The 17993-nt window shown below is 72.4% G+C and carries 19 protein-coding genes; 17 read left to right on the plus strand and 2 right to left on the minus strand.

What is annotated here, in order from left to right; genetic code table 11:
• The 5 genes from VLG41_RS16515 to VLG41_RS16535 form a co-directional block, all read left to right on the plus strand.
• A partial coding sequence (locus VLG41_RS16515; protein ID WP_414652510.1) for a DUF2271 domain-containing protein occupies nt 1-469 on the plus strand: 469 nt, incomplete at its 5' end.
• A gap of 42 nt (nt 470-511) precedes the next feature.
• Nucleotides 512-1375 carry a DUF4198 domain-containing protein gene (locus VLG41_RS16520; RefSeq protein WP_325350485.1) on the plus strand — a complete coding sequence of 288 codons (864 nt, stop codon included), beginning with the start codon at nt 512-514 and terminating at the stop codon, nt 1373-1375.
• Between the two features lie 134 nt (nt 1376-1509).
• A complete protein-coding gene (locus VLG41_RS16525; RefSeq protein ID WP_325350486.1) occupies nt 1510-2529 on the plus strand; it encodes an FAD:protein FMN transferase in 1020 nt (339 codons plus the stop codon).
• A 61-nt stretch (nt 2530-2590) separates the two neighbouring features.
• Nucleotides 2591-4000 carry a sulfite reductase subunit alpha gene (locus tag VLG41_RS16530; protein ID WP_325350515.1) on the plus strand — a complete coding sequence of 470 codons (1410 nt, stop codon included), beginning with the start codon at nt 2591-2593 and terminating at the stop codon, nt 3998-4000.
• 70 nt (nt 4001-4070) lie between these two features.
• Entirely contained in the window at nt 4071-4775 is a 705-nt protein-coding gene (locus tag VLG41_RS16535; RefSeq protein WP_325350487.1) for an SDR family oxidoreductase, read from the plus strand.
• 48 nt (nt 4776-4823) lie between these two features.
• On the opposite strand, the gene VLG41_RS16540 is transcribed toward VLG41_RS16535, so the two are convergent.
• Nucleotides 4824-5873, minus strand: coding sequence for an extracellular solute-binding protein (locus VLG41_RS16540; RefSeq protein WP_325350488.1), 1050 nt, complete (start codon nt 5871-5873; stop codon nt 4824-4826).
• Nucleotides 5874-5970: 97 nt separating this feature from the next.
• Between VLG41_RS16540 and VLG41_RS16545 the strand changes: the two genes are divergently transcribed.
• The gene (locus tag VLG41_RS16545; protein ID WP_325350489.1) at nt 5971-6912 is read left to right on the plus strand and encodes a patatin-like phospholipase family protein; all 942 of its coding nucleotides are present in this window, start codon (nt 5971-5973) and stop codon (nt 6910-6912) included.
• Here the strand turns inward: VLG41_RS16545 and VLG41_RS16550 are convergent.
• On the minus strand, nt 6878-7507 hold the full coding sequence (locus VLG41_RS16550; protein ID WP_325350490.1) for a phosphatase PAP2 family protein: 630 nt from the start codon (nt 7505-7507) through the stop codon (nt 6878-6880). The genes VLG41_RS16545 and VLG41_RS16550 overlap by 35 nt on opposite strands.
• Before the next feature lie 203 nt (nt 7508-7710).
• On the opposite strand from VLG41_RS16550, the gene VLG41_RS16555 reads away from it, so the two are divergent.
• From VLG41_RS16555 to VLG41_RS16605, 11 genes are all read left to right on the plus strand, one after another.
• Nucleotides 7711-7950 (plus strand): acyl carrier protein, encoded by a 240-nt coding sequence (locus VLG41_RS16555; RefSeq protein WP_325350491.1) that lies wholly within the window; start codon nt 7711-7713, stop codon nt 7948-7950.
• Between the two features lie 2 nt (nt 7951-7952).
• On the plus strand, nt 7953-9212 hold the full coding sequence (locus tag VLG41_RS16560) for a beta-ketoacyl-[acyl-carrier-protein] synthase family protein (RefSeq protein ID WP_325350492.1): 1260 nt from the start codon (nt 7953-7955) through the stop codon (nt 9210-9212).
• Between the two features lie 27 nt (nt 9213-9239).
• Nucleotides 9240-9527 carry a phosphopantetheine-binding protein gene (locus VLG41_RS16565; RefSeq protein ID WP_325350493.1) on the plus strand — a complete coding sequence of 96 codons (288 nt, stop codon included), beginning with the start codon at nt 9240-9242 and terminating at the stop codon, nt 9525-9527.
• On the plus strand, nt 9524-10180 hold the full coding sequence (locus tag VLG41_RS16570) for a hypothetical protein (protein ID WP_325350494.1): 657 nt from the start codon (nt 9524-9526) through the stop codon (nt 10178-10180). Before VLG41_RS16565 ends, VLG41_RS16570 begins: the two co-directional genes overlap by 4 nt.
• A complete protein-coding gene (locus VLG41_RS16575; RefSeq protein WP_325350495.1) occupies nt 10177-11901 on the plus strand; it encodes an AMP-binding protein in 1725 nt (574 codons plus the stop codon). Before VLG41_RS16570 ends, VLG41_RS16575 begins: the two co-directional genes overlap by 4 nt.
• Entirely contained in the window at nt 11898-12800 is a 903-nt protein-coding gene (locus VLG41_RS16580) for an acyl-CoA synthetase (protein WP_325350496.1), read from the plus strand. The genes VLG41_RS16575 and VLG41_RS16580 overlap by 4 nt, the downstream gene beginning before the upstream one ends.
• Nucleotides 12797-13381 carry a LolA-related protein gene (locus tag VLG41_RS16585; protein ID WP_325350497.1) on the plus strand — a complete coding sequence of 195 codons (585 nt, stop codon included), beginning with the start codon at nt 12797-12799 and terminating at the stop codon, nt 13379-13381. Before VLG41_RS16580 ends, VLG41_RS16585 begins: the two co-directional genes overlap by 4 nt.
• Nucleotides 13382-13383: 2 nt before the next feature.
• Nucleotides 13384-15732 carry an MMPL family transporter gene (locus VLG41_RS16590; protein ID WP_325350498.1) on the plus strand — a complete coding sequence of 783 codons (2349 nt, stop codon included), beginning with the start codon at nt 13384-13386 and terminating at the stop codon, nt 15730-15732.
• Nucleotides 15729-16388, plus strand: coding sequence for a hypothetical protein (locus VLG41_RS16595; RefSeq protein ID WP_325350499.1), 660 nt, complete (start codon nt 15729-15731; stop codon nt 16386-16388). The genes VLG41_RS16590 and VLG41_RS16595 overlap by 4 nt, the downstream gene beginning before the upstream one ends.
• A complete protein-coding gene (locus VLG41_RS16600) occupies nt 16385-17188 on the plus strand; it encodes a polysaccharide deacetylase family protein (protein WP_325350500.1) in 804 nt (267 codons plus the stop codon). Before VLG41_RS16595 ends, VLG41_RS16600 begins: the two co-directional genes overlap by 4 nt.
• Before the next feature lie 79 nt (nt 17189-17267).
• A complete protein-coding gene (locus VLG41_RS16605) occupies nt 17268-17987 on the plus strand; it encodes a class I SAM-dependent methyltransferase (protein WP_325350501.1) in 720 nt (239 codons plus the stop codon).
• Nucleotides 17988-17993 lie beyond the last annotated feature (6 nt).

The raw sequence follows: 17993 nt of genomic DNA on the forward strand, positions 1-17993 counted from the left end.
CGCCTGGCCCGCCGTGGCCGCCGACATGGCGCTCAAGGTCGAGATCCCGCGGCTCACCGTCGCGGAGTACCACCGCCCCTACGTGGCCATCTGGATCGAGAAGCCCGACCAGTCCTTCGTGAGCAACCTCGCGGTCTGGTACGACATCAAGCTGCGCAACAACGAAGGCACCAAGTGGCTCAAGGACATGCGGGCCTGGTGGCGCAAGAGCGGGCGTGAACTCACGATGCCCGTGGACGGCCTGAGCGGCGCCACGCGCGCGCCCGGCGAGCACAGCGTTCAGTTCAACGGCGCCGCCCTGGGCCAACTGGCCCCCGGTGAGTACGCCGTGGTGCTGGAGGCCGCGCGCGAGGTGGGCGGACGTGAGCTCGTGAAGGTCCCCTTCGTGTGGCCGCCCAAGGGCGCCACCACCACGCAGGCCAGCGGCCAGCACGAACTCGGCGCCGTCAGCGTCACCGTCAAACCCTGAACCCCCGATCCACCAAACCCCAGACCCGACCGGAGACCCAACATGAAGCACGTGTCCCTTCGCGCCCGCGCGCTGGCCCTGGCCGCCGCCGCCACCCTGGCCCTGCCGTTCGCCGCGCACGCGCACCGCGCCTGGCTGCTGCCCTCGGGCACCATCTACTCGGGCCAGCAGCCCTGGGTGAGCGTGGACGCCGCCATCTCCAACGACATCTTCTATTACGAGCACAACGCCGCCGGCCTGGACAACCTGGTCGTCATCGGCCCCAACGGCCAGCCCCTGCAGGCCGAGAACCAGGCCAAGGGCCGCTACCGCAGCATGTTCGACGTGAAGCTGGAACAGCAGGGCACCTACCGCATCGCGCTCGTCAACGACGGCATGATCGCCAGCTTCAAGGTCGGCAACGAGACCAAGCGCCTGCGCGGCAGCGCCGAGTCGCTGGCCAAGGAGATCCCCGCCGACGCGACGGACCTGCGCGTGAGCCAGAACAGCAGCCGGGTGGAAACCTTCGTCACCCGCGGCAAGCCCAGCACCGACGCGCTCAAGCCCACGGGCAAGGGCATCGAGCTGGTGGCCGTGACGCACCCGAACGACCTGGTGGAGGGCGACACGGCGACCTTCCGCTTCCTCGACAACGGCCAGCCGGCCGCGGGCTACTCGGCCACGGTCATCCTGGACGGCCTGCGCTACCGCAGCGAACTCGGCGAGATCCGCCTGGACACCGACGCCAATGGCGAGATCAAGGTGAAGTGGCCCGCCGCCGGCATGTACTGGGTGAACGTGGCGCCCCCGCGCCCGCCGCGCATGGAAGGCGCGCCCCCGGCCGCGCCCACGGGCCCGGCGGGCACGCTGGCCGAGCCCGTGCGCCGCTCGAACTACAGCCTCACGCTGGAAGTGCTGCCGAAGTAAGCCCACCCCCGCCGCGCTTCGCGCGAGCCCCTCAAGGGGGCGGCAGCGGCGGACCGGCGAAGCCGGTTCCGCGCTGCCCCCGGTGGCGTGGCCTCAGGCGCGGCGGATCGAGTGATGCGTGACGTGGAATTTTCATGACCCGCGTGCTGGTGCCCGACCACATCGAAGGCGCCGCGCCCCTGCTGGGCGCGCGCGTGCAGCGCCTGCGCGGCCAGAGCATGGGCACCACCTGGCAGGTGCTGTGGGCCGACCGCGACGCGGCGCGCCATGACGCGGTGCGCGAGACGATCGAGGCCGAACTGGACCTCGTGGTCGCGCAGATGAGCACCTGGTTGCACACGTCCGACATGGAGCGCTTCAACGCCGCGCCGGCCGGTGCGCGCATCGCGCTGCCCGAGGCCTTCGCCGAGGTGCTCGACGCCGCGCTGTGGCTGGCCGAGGCCTCGTCGGGCGCCTTCAACCCGGCGGCCGGAGCATTGGTGAACCTCTGGGGCTTCGGTCCCGCGCCGCGCTACACCGACCCGGGTTTCGCGCCGCCCGGCGCCGAGGCCGTGCACGCCGCGCTGGCCGGCACCGACTGGCGCGCGTTGCGCTTCGACGCCGCCACGCGCGAGGCCACGCAACCCGGTGGCCTGCGGCTCGACTTCTCCGCCATCGCCAAGGGCCACGCGGTGGACCGCGTGGCGCGGCGCCTGGGCGAACTCGGCATCGCGCACGCGCTGGTGGAGGTGGGTGGCGAATTGCGTGGCCAGGGCCTGCGGCCCGACGGCATGCCCTGGTGGGTGGATCTGGAAACACCGCCCGTGGCCGCAGGCCACGCCGTGCCGCGCGCCACGCGCGTGGCGCTGCACGGGCTGTCCGTGGCCACCTCCGGCGACTACCGCCGCGCCTACCTGCACGGTGGCCAGCGCCTGCCCCACAGCATCGACCCGCGCACCGGCCAACCCGTGGCGCACGGCCTGGCCTCGGTGAGCGTGCTGCACGCCGAGTGCCTCTGGGCCGACGCCTGGTCCACCGCGCTCACCGTGGCGGGCCGGGAGGAGGGTGTGGCCTTGGCCGAAGCGCACGGCATCGCGGCCTTGTTCGTGCAACGCGAGGCCGACGGCTGCCTCACCGAGACCCTCACGAGCGCGATGGAGCGCCTGGCCGGATGAGCGCCGCACGGCCGCCCGAAGGCGCTCGCACCGCAGCACGTTGCGCGAAGCTTGTCCCATGATGGGCCCGGAAAAGATCGCCTACGCCCTGGCCGTTCTGGTCGCCTATGCCCTGATGTGCGCGGCCTTCGCCTGGCAGCACCGCCGGCGCCAGGCCGAGGCTCGGCGCCGCGTGGCCGCGCTGCTGCCCGCCACGCCCGGCGTGCCCGCCTGGTGGGTGACCTACGCCAGCCAGACCGGCCAGGCCGAGGCGCTGGCCCTGCAGACCGCGCAGGCCCTGCACACGGCCGGCGTGCCCGTGCGCCTGGCGCCGCTCGGCCAACTGAGCCTGGCCGACCTGCAGCGGGCCGATCGCCTGCTGTGCGTGGCCAGCACCTATGGCGAGGGCGATCCGCCCGACAGCGCCGCCGCCTTCGCGCGCCAGGTCATGGCCTCGGCCGAGGTGAGCCTGTCGCACCTGCACGTGGGCCTGCTCGCGCTGGGCGACAAGACCTACGCGCACTTCTGCGGCTTCGGCCGCGCGTTGGACGGCTGGCTCACGGCGCGCGGCGCGCAGCCGCTGTTCGAGCGCATCGACGTCGACAAGAGCGACCCCGAGGCGCTGCGCCGCTGGCGCCAGCACCTGGCGCACCTGGCCGGCACCAGCGACTTGCCCGACTGGGAAGCGCCTGCCCTGCAGCCGTGGCGCCTGCGCGCGCGCCGCCACCTCAACCCCGGCAGCGCGGGTGAGCCGGTGCACCACCTGGAACTGGTGCCGGCGGCCGGCAGCTTGCCCGATTGGCAGGCCGGCGACCTGGTGCAGGTGGAGGTGCCCGATGCGCCCGGTGAGCCGCGGGACTACTCCATCGCCTCGGTGCCCGCCGACGGTGCCGTGCACCTGCTGGTGCGCCGTTCACGGCGGGCCGATGGCCGCGCCGGCGTCGCCTCGGGCTGGCTCACCGACGGCGCGCCGCTCGATGCGACGCTGATGCTGCGCGTGCGCGCGCACGGCGGATTCCGCATCGGCGGCAACGCCGGGCGCCCGCTGATCCTCATTGGCAACGGCACTGGCCTGGCGGGTCTGCGCGGACACATGCGCGGGCGCTTGGCCGAGGCCGGCCACCTGCCCGATGCCGCGAGCGTGCCGCGCCCCGATGGCGTGGCGCCGATGTGGCTGCTGTTCGGCGAGCGCCAGTCGGCCTGCGACGCGCACCACCGCGAAGAGATCGAGGCTTGGGCGCACCAGGGCTGGCTCAGCCGCGTGGACTGGGCCTTCTCGCGCGACCAGGCCGAGCGCCGCTACGTGCAGCACGCGCTGGCCGATGCGGCCGATGCCGTGCGCCAGTGGCTGGGGCAGGGCGCCGCCATCTACGTGTGCGGCAGCCTGGAAGGCATGGCCGGCGAGGTCGACCGCACGCTGCGCGAGACCCTCGGCGATGAGGCGCTGCAGGCACTGGCGGCCGAGGGCCGCTACCGGCGCGACGTGTACTGATGAGGGCCTTCGCACGGCCCGCGATCCCCGGGTAGCATGCGGCGCTTTCCCCCACACGGAAGGCAAGCACATGGCGACAGGCAAAGTGGCGGTGGTCACCGCGGGTGGCAGTGGCATGGGCGCGGCGGTGGCGCGGCGGCTGGCGGCCGAGGGGTTTCAGGTCGGCGTGCTGTCCACATCGGGCAAAGGTGAAGCGCTGGCCGAGCAACTGGGCGGCGTGGGCGTCACGGGGTCCAACCAATCCACCGACGACCTGGCCCGGCTGGTCGATCGGGTGATGGCGCGCTGGGGCCGCATCGACGTGCTGGTCAACAGCGCGGGCCACGGGCCGCGCGGGCCCATCCTGGAGATCAGCGACGAGGACTGGCACCGGGGCATGGACACCTACCTGATGAACGTGATCCGCCCCACGCGGCTGGTGACGCCGCACATGCAGCGGCAAAAGGCCGGGGCCATCATCAACATCTCCACCGCCTGGGCCTTCGAGCCGAGCGCGATGTTCCCGACCTCGGCGGTGTTTCGAGCGGGCCTGGCCTCCTTCACCAAGGTCTTCGCGGACACCTACGCGGCGGACAACCTGCGCATGAACAACGTATTGCCGGGCTGGATCGACAGCCTGCCGGCCACCGAAGCGCGGCGCGAAAGCGTGCCCATGCGGCGCTACGGCACCAGCGAGGAGATCGCGGCCACGGTGGCGTTTCTGGCGTCGGACGGCGCGGCGTACATCACGGGGCAGAACCTGCGGGTGGATGGCGGCCTGACGCGCTCGGTGTGAAACAAAAAAGCCGCGCATCGCGCGGCTTTTCTTGGGGAACGCCTTGGCTTACTTGTAGCCGACGCGGTCCAGCATCTGCTGCACCTTGGTCAGGTTCTTGGCCACGGCCGCCAGCGGCACGGTTTCCAGCTTGAAGTCCTCGCCGCCCATGGCCTTGAGGGCCGGGTTGTCCAGCTTCACGCCCTTGGCGGCGGCGAATTCGTTGTTGCCGTCGGCGAAGTACTGCTGCGCCGCCGGGCTGGCCAGGTACTCCATGAAGGCCACGGCGTTGTCGCGGTTCTTGGCGTGTTTGGCCACGGCCGCACCGGCGATGTTCACGTGCGTGCCCGAGGTGCCCTGGTTCGGGAACACCACGCGCACCTTCTCGGCCACGGCCTTGTCCTCGGGCTTGTCCGACTTGAGGATGCGGGCCATGTAGTAGCTGTTGGCGATCGCCACGCCGCACTCGCCCGAGGCCACGGCACGGATCTGGTCGGTGTCGCCGCCCTTGGGCGCGCGCGCCTGGTTGGCCACCAGGCCCTTGAGCCACTCCTCACCCTTCTGGTCACCCAGGCGTTCCACCACGGTGGCGAACAGCGACATGTTGTAGGGATGCGAGCCGGTGCGCGTGCACAGCAGGCCCTTGAGCTTGGGATCGGCCAACTGCTCGTAGGTGGCCACGTCCTCGGCCTTCACGCGGGCCGGGTCGAACACGACCACGCGCGCGCGGGTCGAGAAGCCGGTCCAGGTCACGCCGTCGGCCGTGGGCGCGGCGCGCAAGGTGGCGGGAATGGCATCGTCCAGCTTCTTCGACTTGATGGGCTGGAACAGGCCCTGCGCGTCGGCGGCGGCCATGCGCGCCGCGTCCACCATCAGCACGATGTCGGCCGGGGAGGCCGCACCCTCGGCGCGAAGGCGCGAGATGATGCCCGCGTCGTCCGCTTCCACGCGGTTGATCTTGATGCCCGTGGCCTGGGTGAAGCCGTTGTACAGCGCCTCATCCGTCTGGTAATGGCGGGCCGAATAGATGTTGAGCACCTTGTCCTGCGCTTGCGCGGCGCTGAAACTCAACGTGGCGGCGGCCGCCAGGGCCGTGACGATGTAACGGGTGGTTTGCATGGTGGTCTCTCGTTTCGGGAAGAGCTTGGCCGCCCCGGGGGTTTGGGACAATCCCGCACCCGCTGGACGACGGCGGTGGATGCTAACAGAGACGAGAATGATTCTTAAGCAAATTGATTGGTTCCCGGGCCGCCGGGCGTGGCTTGGCGCGCTGATCCTGGCGCTCTCGGGCTGTGCCCTCACGCCCCCGCCACCGCCCGAGACGGCGCCGCCCGTGGTGGCGACGCCGCCCACGCCGCCCGTGACCCTGACGCGGGCGCCGCGCCTGGGCCTGGCACTGGGCGGCGGCGCGGCGCGCGGGTTCGCGCACATCGGCGTGATCCAGGAACTGGAGCGCGTGGGCATCCGTCCCGACCTGCTCGCCGGCACCTCGGTCGGCAGCATGGTCGCCAGCTTCTACGGCAGCGGCATGCCGGGCAAGGAGCTGGAGCGCCTGGCCATGGGCATGCACGAGGCCGAGATCGCCGACTGGTCCCTGCCGATCCTGGGGCGCGGCCTGCTGCGCGGCGAGGCGCTCACGCGCTATGTGCGTCGCGCCATCGACGGCAAGCTGCTGGAGGACATGGTGCTGCCCGTGGGCGTGCTCGCCACCGACCTGCGCACCGGACGCGCCGTGCTGTTCCGTCGGGGCGACGCGGCGCTCGCGGTGCGCGCCTCCAGCGCCGTGCCCGGCGTGTTCTCGCCGGTGAAGATCGGCGACGCCGAGTACGTCGATGGTGGCCTGACCGCACCGGTGCCGGTGCGTCAGGCGCGCGAGATGGGCGCGGAGATCGTGCTCGCGGTGGACATCTCCAGCGTGCCCGAGACCAACAGCGCCAGCGGCAACCTCGAGCTGCTGCTGCAGACCTTCGCGATCATGGGCCAGAGCATCAACCGGCACGAACTGGCCGAGGCCGACCTCGTGGTGCGGCCGGTGCTCAATGGCATGAGCGGCGCGGACTTCTCCACGCGCGAGCGCGCCATCGAGGCCGGGCGCCAGGCCATGCGCGCGGCGCTGCCGCGCCTCAATGCCTTGCTGGCGATGCGGCGCTCGCTGTAGCGCTGTCGGATGCGGTCGCGCGGCGCTCGCTGCGTATCGACAGCCACGCGAACAGCAGGCCCACGGCCGCGCCGGCCAGCACGTCGATGAACACGTGCTGGCGGATCGCCATGGTGGACCACACGATGGCCACGCACTGCAAGGCGCTGGCCCAGCGCGTCCAGCGCGGCGCGCCCAGGGCCTGCAGGCGCCAGTGCAGCCAGCAGGCCGCGTGCACCGCCGCGGCCACGTGCAGCGAAGGGCAGGCGTTGCTGGAGGCGTCGATGCCCTTGAGGAAGGCCAGTTGCGGGTAGGCGGACCATTCGATGTCGAACACCGGCGTGCGCGTGGGCCAGAGCCAGAAGATGGCCAGGCTGAGCGCGCACATGAGCGCCACCCAGGCGCCATAACGCAGCAACGAACGAACGCCCGACACGAGGCCGGGCGCCACGGACACATAGACCCAGAGCCAGCCGTAGGCGTAGATCGCGGCGGGCGTGAACGGCACCCAGCGGTCGGGCGCCATCAGCGGCAGCTCGAACGCGTCACCGGACGGGTTCTTCAGCACCCAGAAGTAGGCGTGGAAGAACAGCACCATGAAGGCGGTGGTGCCCACGGCCTTGAGCGGCCACAGGGCGAAAAAACAATCGACGACCCTGCGTGTCCAGGCCGAAGGAGAGGGAGGGGTCAAGGCGGCGGCACTCCGTGGGCGGGGCGGGGCCACTGTACCCGAGGCGCATGACATCCCCCGCCGGGGCGGTACGCCCCAGGGCAGTCAGGGGCCCGCTCACTATAATTCCGCACTTTTTTCGGGCCCACATGAACGCCATCGAACTGATCCGCCGGTTTCTTGTCGATCGCCTGGGCGTGGCCGAGGCCGCCGTGGTGCCCGAGGCCGTGCTGGGTGAACTCGGCGTCGATTCGCTGATGCTCGCCGAACTGATGTTCGAGGCCGAAGACCGATTGGGCATTGAAATCTCGTCGGACCAGGTGCCACCGAAAACAGTGGCGGACATGGTGGCGGTCATCGACGCGCTCGCGGCGACCCGCACGGAGTGAGCATGTCGCGACACCGCGTCGCGATCACCGGCCTGGGACTCGTGAGCCCGTACGGCGGCGATCTCGAGGACTTCTTTCAACGGGTGTGGGCCGGCGAATCGGCCGTGCGCTGGCTGGTCACCGACGACGAGCCCCGCCCGCTGCGTCTGCCCTACGTGCGCTGCGCGGGCTTCGAGCCCGATCGCGAACTGGGCAAGCCCCTGGCGTCCATGATGGAGCGCTTTTCGCAACTGGGCATGGCCGCGGCCTTCAAGGCCTGGCACCACGCTGGCCTGGCGCTCAAGGCCGCCGACGACGGCAGCGACCGCGCTCGCTGGGGCTGCCTGTGGGGCACCGCGCTGGGTGGGCTCGCGGCGCACGAACGCGGCGCGCGGGAACTCTGGCTCAAGGGGCGCGAGCGCGTCTCGCCGCTGTCGGTGGTCATGGGCATGAACAACGCGGCCAACGCGCACATCTCCATCCAGCTCGGCCTGGGCGGCGTGAGCAGCAGCCACACGGCCGCCTGCGCATCCGCCGCGATGGCCATCGGCGAGGCGTTTCGCCGCGTGCGATCGGGCGAGGCCGAGGTGATGATCACCGGTGGCTCCGACGTGTGCCAGTCGGTCAGCGTGGTGAAGGCCTGGGAAGCCATGCGCGTGATGGCGCGCGGCGACGAGCACACCTCGCCCAGCGCCTGCCGGCCCTTCGCGTCCGACCGCACGGGTCTCGTGCTTGGCGAGGGCGGCGCGGCGCTGGTGCTAGAGAACTGGGACCGCGCCGTGGCGCGAGGCGCGCGCATCCACGGCGAGCTCATCGGCTTCGCCACCAATTGCGACCACACCCACCTGGCGCGGCCCGACCGCGCCGGCCAGGTGCGCGCGCTGCGCGCGGTGCTCGACGACGCGGGCATCGCAGCGCACGAGGTGCACTACGTCAACGCGCACGGAACCGCCACGCCCGAGGGCGATCCCATCGAAGTGCAGTCGCTGTGCGAGGTGTTCGGCGATCACGCCGCCCGTCTGCCCGTGAGTTCCACCAAATCGATGCACGGCCACCTGCTCGGCGCGGCGGGCGCCATCGAGGCCATCGTCACCGCCATGGCCCTGCGCGAACAGGCGGTGCCGCCCACGGCCCACCTGGCGGGCCGCCTCGACCCCGCCTGCGAGGGGGTGGACCATGTGCCGCAAGGACGGCGCGTGAACGGCCTGCGCGTGGCGCTGTCCAACTCCTTCGCTTTCGGTGGCAGCAACGCCGTGCTGGCGTTTGCGGCCCCCTCCCACTGAACCACCCCCTGGACCTGGAGTTCCGTCATGCAGGAAGACACCGTCAACGCCGAAGCCGTGGAGCAACTGGTGCCCGAACTCGTGCAGCTCATCATCGAGGCGCTCAACCTGGAACTGAGCGCGCAGGACGTGGACGCGGACGCGCCGCTGTACGGGGAGGGCATGGGCCTGGACTCGATCGACATGCTGGAGATCGCCCTCGTCATCTCCAAGCGCTACGGCTTCCAGATGCGCTCGGACAACGAGCACAACCAGACGATCTTCGCCAGCCCGCGTTCGCTGGCGGCCCACATCGCGCGCCACAGAACGCAATGAAATCCTTGCGCGCCGCGGCCTCCGCTCTGCTCCTGCTGGGCTGGATCGCGGCTTCGCACCTGGGCAGCACCGGCCGCGGGCCAGTGGACTTGCACGTCGCCGTGGCGGTGGCGCCGTTCCTCGCGGCCCTGGGCATCCTGTTCGCGCGTCTGGCGCGCCCCGCGCTCAAGCTGCTGGCCTGGCTGGCGGTGGGCGCGCTGCTGTGGGGCCTGTGGCCGCTGCTGCGCACGCAGGTGGCCCTGCTGTATTACCTGCAGCACCTGGGCATCCACTTGGCACTGGCGGCGCTGTTCGGCGCCAGCCTGACCGGTTCGGGGGACGCCCTGGTCACCCGGCTGGCGCGGTTCGTGAGCGAGGGCGAGCTGTCGCCGCGCCACGTGCGGTACACGCGCCAGGTCACCGCGGCCTGGGCCGCGTTCTTCGTGCTCAACGCCCTGGTGTCCACCGCCCTGTTCCTGTTCGCGCCGCGCGAGGTCTGGTCGTTGCACGCCAACGTGCTCACCGGGCCGCTGGTGGGCCTGGTGTTCCTGATCGAGGCGCTGTGCCGGCGCGCCGTGCTGCCGCCGCACGAACGCCCCAGCCTGTCGGCCGTGGTGCGCGCCTGGCGCGCCGTCGGCCAGCACCGTCCGGCGGATCCGCGGAGCCAGTCGTGAGCCGCTCCGCGCTGATCACCTCGCACGCGCTCGACGCCGTGTTCGCCTGGTGCCCCGACGGCCCGGTGCGCGTGGGCGAATTCCTCGCCGACGCCACGGCCTTCGCCGAGCGCCTGCCCGCCTCGGGCGATCTCGTCAACCTGTGCGAGGACCGGTATCGCTTCGCCGTGGGCTTCGCGGCGGGCCTGCTGCGCGGGCGTGTGAGCCTGCAACCCTCGTCGCTGGCGCCGCAGAGCCTGCGCCAGCTCGCGCAGGACCACCCAGGGGCGCTGTGCCTCACCGACGACGCCGTCGACACGCCGGACCCGACACAGGCGGCCGGGCTGCCCGCGCTGCGTGTGCCGGCGCGCCCGGGCGCGGGCCGTGCGCCGCTCGCCCAGATGCCCCTGATCGACGACGAGCGCCTGGCCGCCGTGCTGTTCACCTCGGGCTCCACCGGGCGTCCGCAGCCCCACCCCAAGCACTGGGGGCGCCTGGTGCGCAACGGCCGGGCCGAGGCCGCGGCGCTGGGGCTCGACCGCGAGCCGCACGTGCTGGTGGGCACCGTGCCCATCCAGCACAGCTACGGCTTCGAATCCACCTTCTTGCTGGCGCTGCACGGTGGCTGCAGCTTCTGGTCGGGCAAGCCCTTCTTTGCGCAGGACATCGACGACGCCCTGGCCGCCGTGCCGGGCCCGCGCCTGCTGGTGACCACGCCCTTTCACCTGGCCAACTGGCTGGCCGCCTCCACCGGTGCGGTGAAGCCGCAGCGCCTGCTGTCGGCCACCGCGCCGCTGGCCGAGGGCCTGGCGCAGCAGGCCGAGGCCGCCTGCGGGGCCGAGCTGCACGAGATCTACGGCTCCACCGAATCCTCGGCGCTGGCAAGCCGGCGCACGGTGCTGGGCCCCGCCTGGACATTGCTGCCCGGTGCGCGGCTCGGCTTCTCGGGCGACGTGGCCAGCGCCGACGGCGGGCACGTGGAAGGCACCGTGCCCCTGGCCGACCTGATCGAACCGCTGCCTGACGGCCGCTTCCTGCTGCACGGCCGGCACGCGGACCTCATCAACGTCGCGGGCAAGCGCAGCTCGCTGTCCTACCTCAACCGCCAGCTCGCCGGCCTGGATGGCGTGATCGACGCGGCCTTCTTCCTGCCAGACGATCCGGCGAGCGCGGGCGACGCAGCGGCCGTCACACGGCTCGTGGCCTTCGCCGTGGCCCCCGGGCGCGGCGCGGCCGAGCTGCTGGCCGAGCTGCGCGAGCGCGTGGACGCCATCTTCCTGCCCCGGCCCCTGGTGCTGCTGCCGGCGCTGCCGCGCAACGCCACCGGCAAGCTCACGCGCGACGCGCTGGCCGAGCTGTACCGCGGCGAGGTGTTGCATGAGCGCCGCCGGGCCGCTCCCGAGGCGCTCGGTCCCGCAGGGCCGGGCACGGAAGGCGGTCCGGTGTCCGTCCTTGAGCGCGAGTGGCGCGTGCCCCCGGACCACCCGGCCTTTGCGGGGCATTTCCCGGGCCGGCCCATCCTGCCGGGCGTGGTGCTGCTCGACGAGGCCCTGCGCGCGGCGCGCGAGCTCGCGCCCGGCGTGCGCGGCTGGGCCATTCCCCAGGCCAAGTTCCTGCGGCCGGTGCTGCCGGGCGACGCGCTGCACCTGAGCCTGAGCGCCTTGTCATCCAGCGGCTTCGCCTTCAGCTTCACGCGCGCGGGCGAGGCCGTGGCCTCGGGTCAGCTGCGGCCGATGCAATGACCTCCGCGCGACTGCCCGAGTGGCGCCAGCGGCCCGAACGCGGCCAGCTCTGGTTGCTGCGGCTGATGGTGCGCCTCTCGCTCTGGTTCGGTCGCGCGCTCAGCCGCGTGGTGCTGCACGGCGCCACGTTCTACTTCCTGCTGTTCGCGCCGCGCCCGCGCGCGGCCAGCGCCGCCTACCTGCGCCGCGCCACCGGGCGCGCGCCGGGCTGGCGCGACCGCTACCGCCACCTGCTGAGCTTCGCCACCACGGTGCACGACCGCGTCTACCTGCTCAACGACCGCTTCGACCTGTTCGACATCGAGGTGGAGGGCGCGGACGCCTTGATGGATGCCGTGCAGTCCGGCGGCGTGCTGCTGATGGGCGCGCACCTGGGCAGCTTCGAGGTGCTGCGCTGCGTGGGACGCCAGCGCGGGGGGCTGCAGGTGAGCATGCTGATGTACGAGGAGAACGCGCGCCAGATGCGCGCCGCGCTCGGCGCCATCAACCCGGCGGCGCAGCAGGACGTGGTGCCGCTGGGCCGGCCCGACTCCATGATCGAGGCCGCGCAGCGGCTGGAGCAGGGCCACCTGGTGGGCATGCTGGTCGATCGCTCGCTGGACGCCGACGACCGCGCGATGCACCTGTTCCTCGGCGATCCCGCCGGCTTTCCGGTCGCGCCCTGGCGCATGGCCGCCGTGCTGCGCCGGCCGGTGTTCTTCATGGCCGGCCTGTACCTCGGTGCGAACCGTTACCGCCTGGTGTTCGAACCGCTGGCCGACTTTGGTACGGTAGGCCGTGGCGCCGCGCGCGACGCGGCCATCGCCCAGGCGCGCGGCGCCTACGTCGAGCGCCTGCAGGCCTGCTGCCGGCAGGCGCCGTTCAACTGGTTCAACTTCTTCGACTTCTGGCAACGATGAACACCCGAAGGCTCTGGCTGTTGGCGCTGACGCTGCTGCCCCTGATGGCCGCGGCGCCGGCCCGCGCGGCCGACGACCTCGACCGCCTGATGGCCCTGCTGGCCGCCCATCCCGGCGGCACGGTGCGCTTTGTCGAGCGGCGCCACCTGGCCATGCTCAGTGCCCCGCTGGTCTCGCGCGGCGAGATGACCTACCGCGCGCCCGACTGGCTGGAGCGGCGCACGCTCTCCCCACGGCCCGAGCGCCTGCTGCTGGACAAGGACACGCTGACGATGGAGCGCGACCAGCGCCGCATGAGCATGCCCATCAGCCAGCGACCCGAGGTCGAGGCCTTCGTCGCCAGCATCCGCAGCACCCTGCGGGGCGACCGCGCCGCGCTGGAGCGCCACTACCGCGTGGCACTGCAGGGCCAGCCGGAGAAGCGCTGGACGATGACCCTGGAGCCGCTGCAGGCGCGCCTGCGCGGCATCGTCACGCAGATCGTCATCTCGGGCGTGGGCGTGGCGGTGGACCGCGTCGACTACACGCAGTCCGACGGCGACAGCACCGAGATGCGCCTGGAACCGGCGGGCAAGCCGTGACGATGGGTCTGAGGCGCGCGTGGGTGGTGCTGGCCTGGGCGCTGGCCATGGCCCTGGGTGGCTGGCTCGCCTCGCAGACGCGCTTCACCACCGACCTGTCCTTCTTTCTTCCGTCGCAGCCCAGCGCCGAGCAGCAGGTGCTGGTGGAGCAATTGCGCGATGGTGTGGTGTCGCGCCTGATCATGGTGGCGGTGGAGGGCGGCGACAGCGCGGCGCGCGCGGAACGATCGCGCGCGCTGCGCCAGCGCCTCGCGGCCGACGCGGACTTCGTGTCGGTGCAGAACGGCGAGCTCGACGCCTTCGACCGCGAACTCGCCCTGCTGCAGCGCCACCGCTACACGCTCAGCCCGGCGGTGGGGGAACAACGCTTCACACCCGAGGGTCTGCGCGACGCCATCCTCAACACCATCGACATCGTGTCCTCGCCGGCCGGGCTGCCGTTCAAGGCGCAGTTTGCGGCCGACCCCACGGGTGAGGCGGTCGAGGTCCTGATGGGCTGGCAGTCGCAGGGCCAGCCGGCCTTGGCCGACGGCGTGTGGACCTCGCGCGACGGCGAGCGCGCGTTGCTGTTGCTGCAGACCCGCGCCGCCGGTGCCGACACCGACGGGCAGGCGCGGGCCGCCGCGCGCGTACAGGCGGTGTTCGATGAGTTGTCGGCGTCGGCGTCGGCGTCGGCGTCGGCGCCGGGCGCGTTGCGGTTGGAGCTCTCGGGCCCCGGCGTCTTCGCGGTGAAGACGCGAGCGGCCATTCAGGCCGACGTGGCGCGGCTCACCATGGCCAGCGCGATCGGCATCAGCGTGCTGCTGTGGTTCGTGTTCCGCCGCTGGCGCCCGCTGCTGCTGACGCTGGTGCCGGCGGTGAGCGGTTCGCTCGCGGGGTTGTTGGCGGTGGGGCAGGTGCATGGTTCGGTGTTCGCCATCACCGCCGGGTTTGGCGCTGCGCTGGTGGGCGAAGCGGTGGACTACGGCATCTACTACTTCGTGCAGACCGGCCGCGCGGACAGCGGGTCCTGGCGCCAGCGTTTCTGGCCGACCATCCGGCTGGGCGTGGCCACGTCCATGCTGGGTTTCGGCGCGCTGCTGTTCGCGGGTTTTCCGGGACTCGCACAACTGGGGCTCTATGCCATGACGGGTGTGTTCGTCGCGGCACTGACCACGCGGCTGGTGCTGCCGGCCATGGCCGGCCACCACGTGGCGCGCACGCCCGAACTGCCCGCCTGGGTGACGCCGCGCGTGGTGGCGCTGCAGGCCTGGCGCTGGCCGGCGCTGGGCGCGGCGGTGCTGGCGTTGGCCTACCTGGTGTCGCAGTACGACCGCCTGTGGGAGCCCGACCTCTCGGCCCTGTCCAGCGTGAGCCTGCAGGACGCCGAGCGCGACGCGCGACTGCGCGGCGACCTGGGCGCACCCGACGCGCGCCACATGGTGGTGGTGCGCGCGCCCGACCGCGAAGCCGCTTTGCGCGGCGCCGAGGCGGCGGCCCGGCGCCTGGACCCGCTGGTGGCGCAGGGCCTGATTGGCGGCTACGACAGCCCCGCGCGCTTCCTGCCCAGCGAGGCCCTGCAGCGCGAGCGCCAGCGCAGCCTGCCCACGCCCGAGGCGCTCTCGCGCGATCTGGCGCTGGCCCTGCAAGGGCAGCCGCTGTCGGCCGATCGGCTTCAGCCCTTCGTCGAGGCCGTGGCGCGTGCCCGAACGGCCGAGCCGGTGCGGCGCGAGGACCTGGGGGACTCGGCGCTGGCCATCGCCGTCGATTCGCTGCTGCAGCCCCACCCCGATGGTTGGACCGCGCTGCTGCCGCTGCGTCCCGCGCCCGGCGCGGCCGACGCGGGTCTGCCGGCCGAGGCGCTGCGCGCTGCGCTGACGGGCAGTGGCGCGAACTTCGTCGACCTCAAGCAGGAGTTCGAGTCCCTCTACGGCGACTACCTTGGCCAGGCCATCGCGCTGTCGCTGCTGGGGCTGGCGGGCATCGTGCTGGTGCTGGGTGTCTCGCTGCGCAACCCGCGCCGCCTGGTGGGCGTGATGCTGCCCATCGCCGCGGCGGTGCTCATCGTGATCGCCGTGCTGCACGGCCTGGGCGTGCGCCTGCACCTGCTGCACCTCATCGGCACGCTGCTCATCGTGGCCGTGGGCTCCAACTACTCGCTCTTCATCGAGCGCTGGCGCCGCGACCCCGAGGCCGATCCGCAGGCCCTGCTGTCGGTGCTGGTGGCCTGTGCCACCACGGCCATCGGCTTTGGGGTGCTGTCGCTGTCCTCGGTGCCGGTGCTGCAGGCCGTGGGCGTCACGGTGGCGCCGGGCGCGGTGCTGGCGCTGCTGCTGTCGGCCATGCTCACGCCCGCGGAGAAGCGTGAATGAACGCCGAGCGCTTCGTGGGCTGGACGGGCGATGCGCCCGGGCGCCTGGTCTGGCTGCCCGGCGCGATGATGACGGCCGCCGACGTGGCGACACAGGGCTGGTCCGTCGAGGCCGCCGCCACGGGCTGGCCGGTCGACATGGTGGCCATCGACCTGCAGGCGCAGCGCCACGATGGCGCCGATGCGATCGACGCGCTGGCCGCGCAGTGCTTGCGCCCCGCGCGCGAGGCGGGGCGGCGCGTGTGGCTGGGTGGCCTGTCGGCCGGAGGCTGGCAGGCCGTGCTGTGCGCGCGCCGGCACCCCGAGCTGGTCGACGGCCTGTGCCTGTTGGCCCCCTACCCCGGCGACCGCCTGGCATGGAACACGATCGAACGCGCGGGCGGGCTGGACGCCTGGACCGGCCCCGCACCGGATGAAGCCGACCCGGCCTTCGAGGTCTGGGCCTGGTGGCGGCGCGTGCCGCCGCGCCCCGTGGTGTGGATGGGCTACGGCCGCCAGGACCGCTTCGCCGACGGCATGGACCGCATGGCCGCGCGCCTGCCGCCCGGGCGGGTGCGGCGCATCGACGGTGGGCATGACTGGGCCTGCTGGCGGAGCTTGTGGTCGGCGTTCCTGGCCCAGCGCGCGTGGCAGGCCGCCGAGGAGGGCGCGCGATGACGACCGGCTGGCGGCCCGCGCCACTGCTCACGGCCAGCGCGCTGCTGCACGGCGCCGCGCTGGGCACGGGCCTGTGGCAGCCCGGCTGGTGGCCCTGGCTGGCCTCTGGCGTGGTGGCCAATCATGCGGCCGTGGTGGCCGCTGGCCTGTGGCCGCGCTCGCAATGGCTCGGGTCGAACTGGACGCAACTGCCACCGGCCTCGGTCGCGCGCGGCGAATTCGCCATCACCATCGACGACGGCCCCGATCCGCAGGTCACGCCGCGCGTGCTCGACGCGCTCGACGAACTCGGTGCCACGGCCAGCTTCTTCTGCATCGGCCACCGCGCCCAGGCGCACCCGGCGCTGTGCCGCGCCATCGTGGCGCGCGGCCACCGCGTGGAGAACCACGGCCATGGGCATTCGAACGCCTTCTCGCTGTTCGGCCCGGGCCGCATGCGGCGCGACATCGCCACCGCGCAGGCCGTGCTGAGCGACATCACCGGCCAGGCGCCGCGCTTCTTCCGGCCCACGGCCGGCCTTCGCAACCCCTTCCTCGACCCGGTGCTGCATGGCCTGGGCCTGCAGCACGCGAGCTGGACGCGCCGCGGCTTCGACACGCGCAGCGGCGACCCAGCCACCGTGCAGCGCCGTCTGCTGCACGGTTTCGCCGGTGGTGACATCCTGTTGCTGCACGATGGCCACGCCGCGCGCGCGCCCGATGGGCAAGCGGTGCTGCTGCACGCCTTGCCCGCCGTGATGGCCGAGGCGCGCCGGCTCGGTCTGACGCCCGTCACCCTGTTCGAATCCCTGACCACATGAACCCCCACGCTCATCACTTCGTGTATTCGCTGCCCCTCGAGGGGGTGCAGATCGCCCTTGGGGCAGCGGGCGGTCGGACATGAGCCAAGCCTTCCTGCAAGAACTCGTCGACCACGCCAGCGAGCGCTTCCGCGCCGGTGGCCGCTTCGCCTACCACTACGCGCGCGGCAAGCTGGGGTACGACACCATCTTTCACGACATCCTGCGCCGCGGCCTGCTGAGCCACACGCCGCGCGTGCTCGACCTGGGCAGCGGACAGGGCAGCCTGTTCGCCTGGCTGCTGGCCGCGCAGCAACTGGCGGCGCAGGGCCGCTGGCCGGGCGACTGGGCGCCGCCGCCGCAGCCGCAGGCCCTGCGCGGCGTGGAACTCATGGGGCGCGACGTGGACCGCGCGGCGCAGGCCTTCGGCGCCACGCACCCGGTGGTGCGCATCGAACTCGGCGACATGACGCGCACCGACCTCGGCCAACCCGACGCCATCACCATCCTCGACGCGCTGCACTACGTGGACCACCCGCGCCAGAGCGAGCTGCTCGCGCGCATCCGCGATGCGCTGCCCCGTGGCGGCGTGTTCCTCACGCGCATCGGCGACGCCTCGGCGGGCTGGCGCTACCAGATGGGCCTGAACATCGACCGCGCCGTGACCTTCGCGCGCGGGCACCGGCTCTCGCGGCTGTACGCCCGGCCACTGGCCGATTGGCGCGCCGAGCTGGAATCGCTGGGCTTCGAGGTGGACAGCCGCGACATGAGCGGCAACAAACCTTTGGCGAATGTGATGTTGCATTGCCGCGTGCGCTGAACGCAC

The organism is Hydrogenophaga sp., from assembly GCF_035481345.1.
In the GTDB taxonomy this organism is placed as follows: Bacteria; Pseudomonadota; Gammaproteobacteria; order Burkholderiales; family Burkholderiaceae_C; genus Hydrogenophaga.

What these genes read in the sequence shown, in the direction of transcription:
- VLG41_RS16585 (WP_325350497.1), top strand. Translation starts at nt 12,797, where the DNA reads ATGAACACCCGAAGGCTCTGGCTGTTGGCGCTGACGCTGCTGCCCCTG.
- VLG41_RS16545 (WP_325350489.1), top strand. Translation starts at nt 5,971, where the DNA reads ATGATTCTTAAGCAAATTGATTGGTTCCCGGGCCGCCGGGCGTGGCTT.
- VLG41_RS16535 (WP_325350487.1), top strand. Translation starts at nt 4,071, where the DNA reads ATGGCGACAGGCAAAGTGGCGGTGGTCACCGCGGGTGGCAGTGGCATG.
- VLG41_RS16570 (WP_325350494.1), top strand. Translation starts at nt 9,524, where the DNA reads ATGAAATCCTTGCGCGCCGCGGCCTCCGCTCTGCTCCTGCTGGGCTGG.
- VLG41_RS16525 (WP_325350486.1), top strand. Translation starts at nt 1,510, where the DNA reads ATGACCCGCGTGCTGGTGCCCGACCACATCGAAGGCGCCGCGCCCCTG.
- VLG41_RS16600 (WP_325350500.1), top strand. Translation starts at nt 16,385, where the DNA reads ATGACGACCGGCTGGCGGCCCGCGCCACTGCTCACGGCCAGCGCGCTG.
- VLG41_RS16605 (WP_325350501.1), top strand. Translation starts at nt 17,268, where the DNA reads ATGAGCCAAGCCTTCCTGCAAGAACTCGTCGACCACGCCAGCGAGCGC.
- VLG41_RS16520 (WP_325350485.1), top strand. Translation starts at nt 512, where the DNA reads ATGAAGCACGTGTCCCTTCGCGCCCGCGCGCTGGCCCTGGCCGCCGCC.
- VLG41_RS16595 (WP_325350499.1), top strand. Translation starts at nt 15,729, where the DNA reads ATGAACGCCGAGCGCTTCGTGGGCTGGACGGGCGATGCGCCCGGGCGC.
- VLG41_RS16580 (WP_325350496.1), top strand. Translation starts at nt 11,898, where the DNA reads ATGACCTCCGCGCGACTGCCCGAGTGGCGCCAGCGGCCCGAACGCGGC.
- VLG41_RS16530 (WP_325350515.1), top strand. Translation starts at nt 2,591, where the DNA reads ATGGGCCCGGAAAAGATCGCCTACGCCCTGGCCGTTCTGGTCGCCTAT.
- VLG41_RS16555 (WP_325350491.1), top strand. Translation starts at nt 7,711, where the DNA reads ATGAACGCCATCGAACTGATCCGCCGGTTTCTTGTCGATCGCCTGGGC.
- VLG41_RS16590 (WP_325350498.1), top strand. Translation starts at nt 13,384, where the DNA reads ATGGGTCTGAGGCGCGCGTGGGTGGTGCTGGCCTGGGCGCTGGCCATG.
- VLG41_RS16560 (WP_325350492.1), top strand. Translation starts at nt 7,953, where the DNA reads ATGTCGCGACACCGCGTCGCGATCACCGGCCTGGGACTCGTGAGCCCG.
- VLG41_RS16540 (WP_325350488.1), bottom strand. Translation starts at nt 5,873, where the DNA reads ATGCAAACCACCCGTTACATCGTCACGGCCCTGGCGGCCGCCGCCACG.
- VLG41_RS16565 (WP_325350493.1), top strand. Translation starts at nt 9,240, where the DNA reads ATGCAGGAAGACACCGTCAACGCCGAAGCCGTGGAGCAACTGGTGCCC.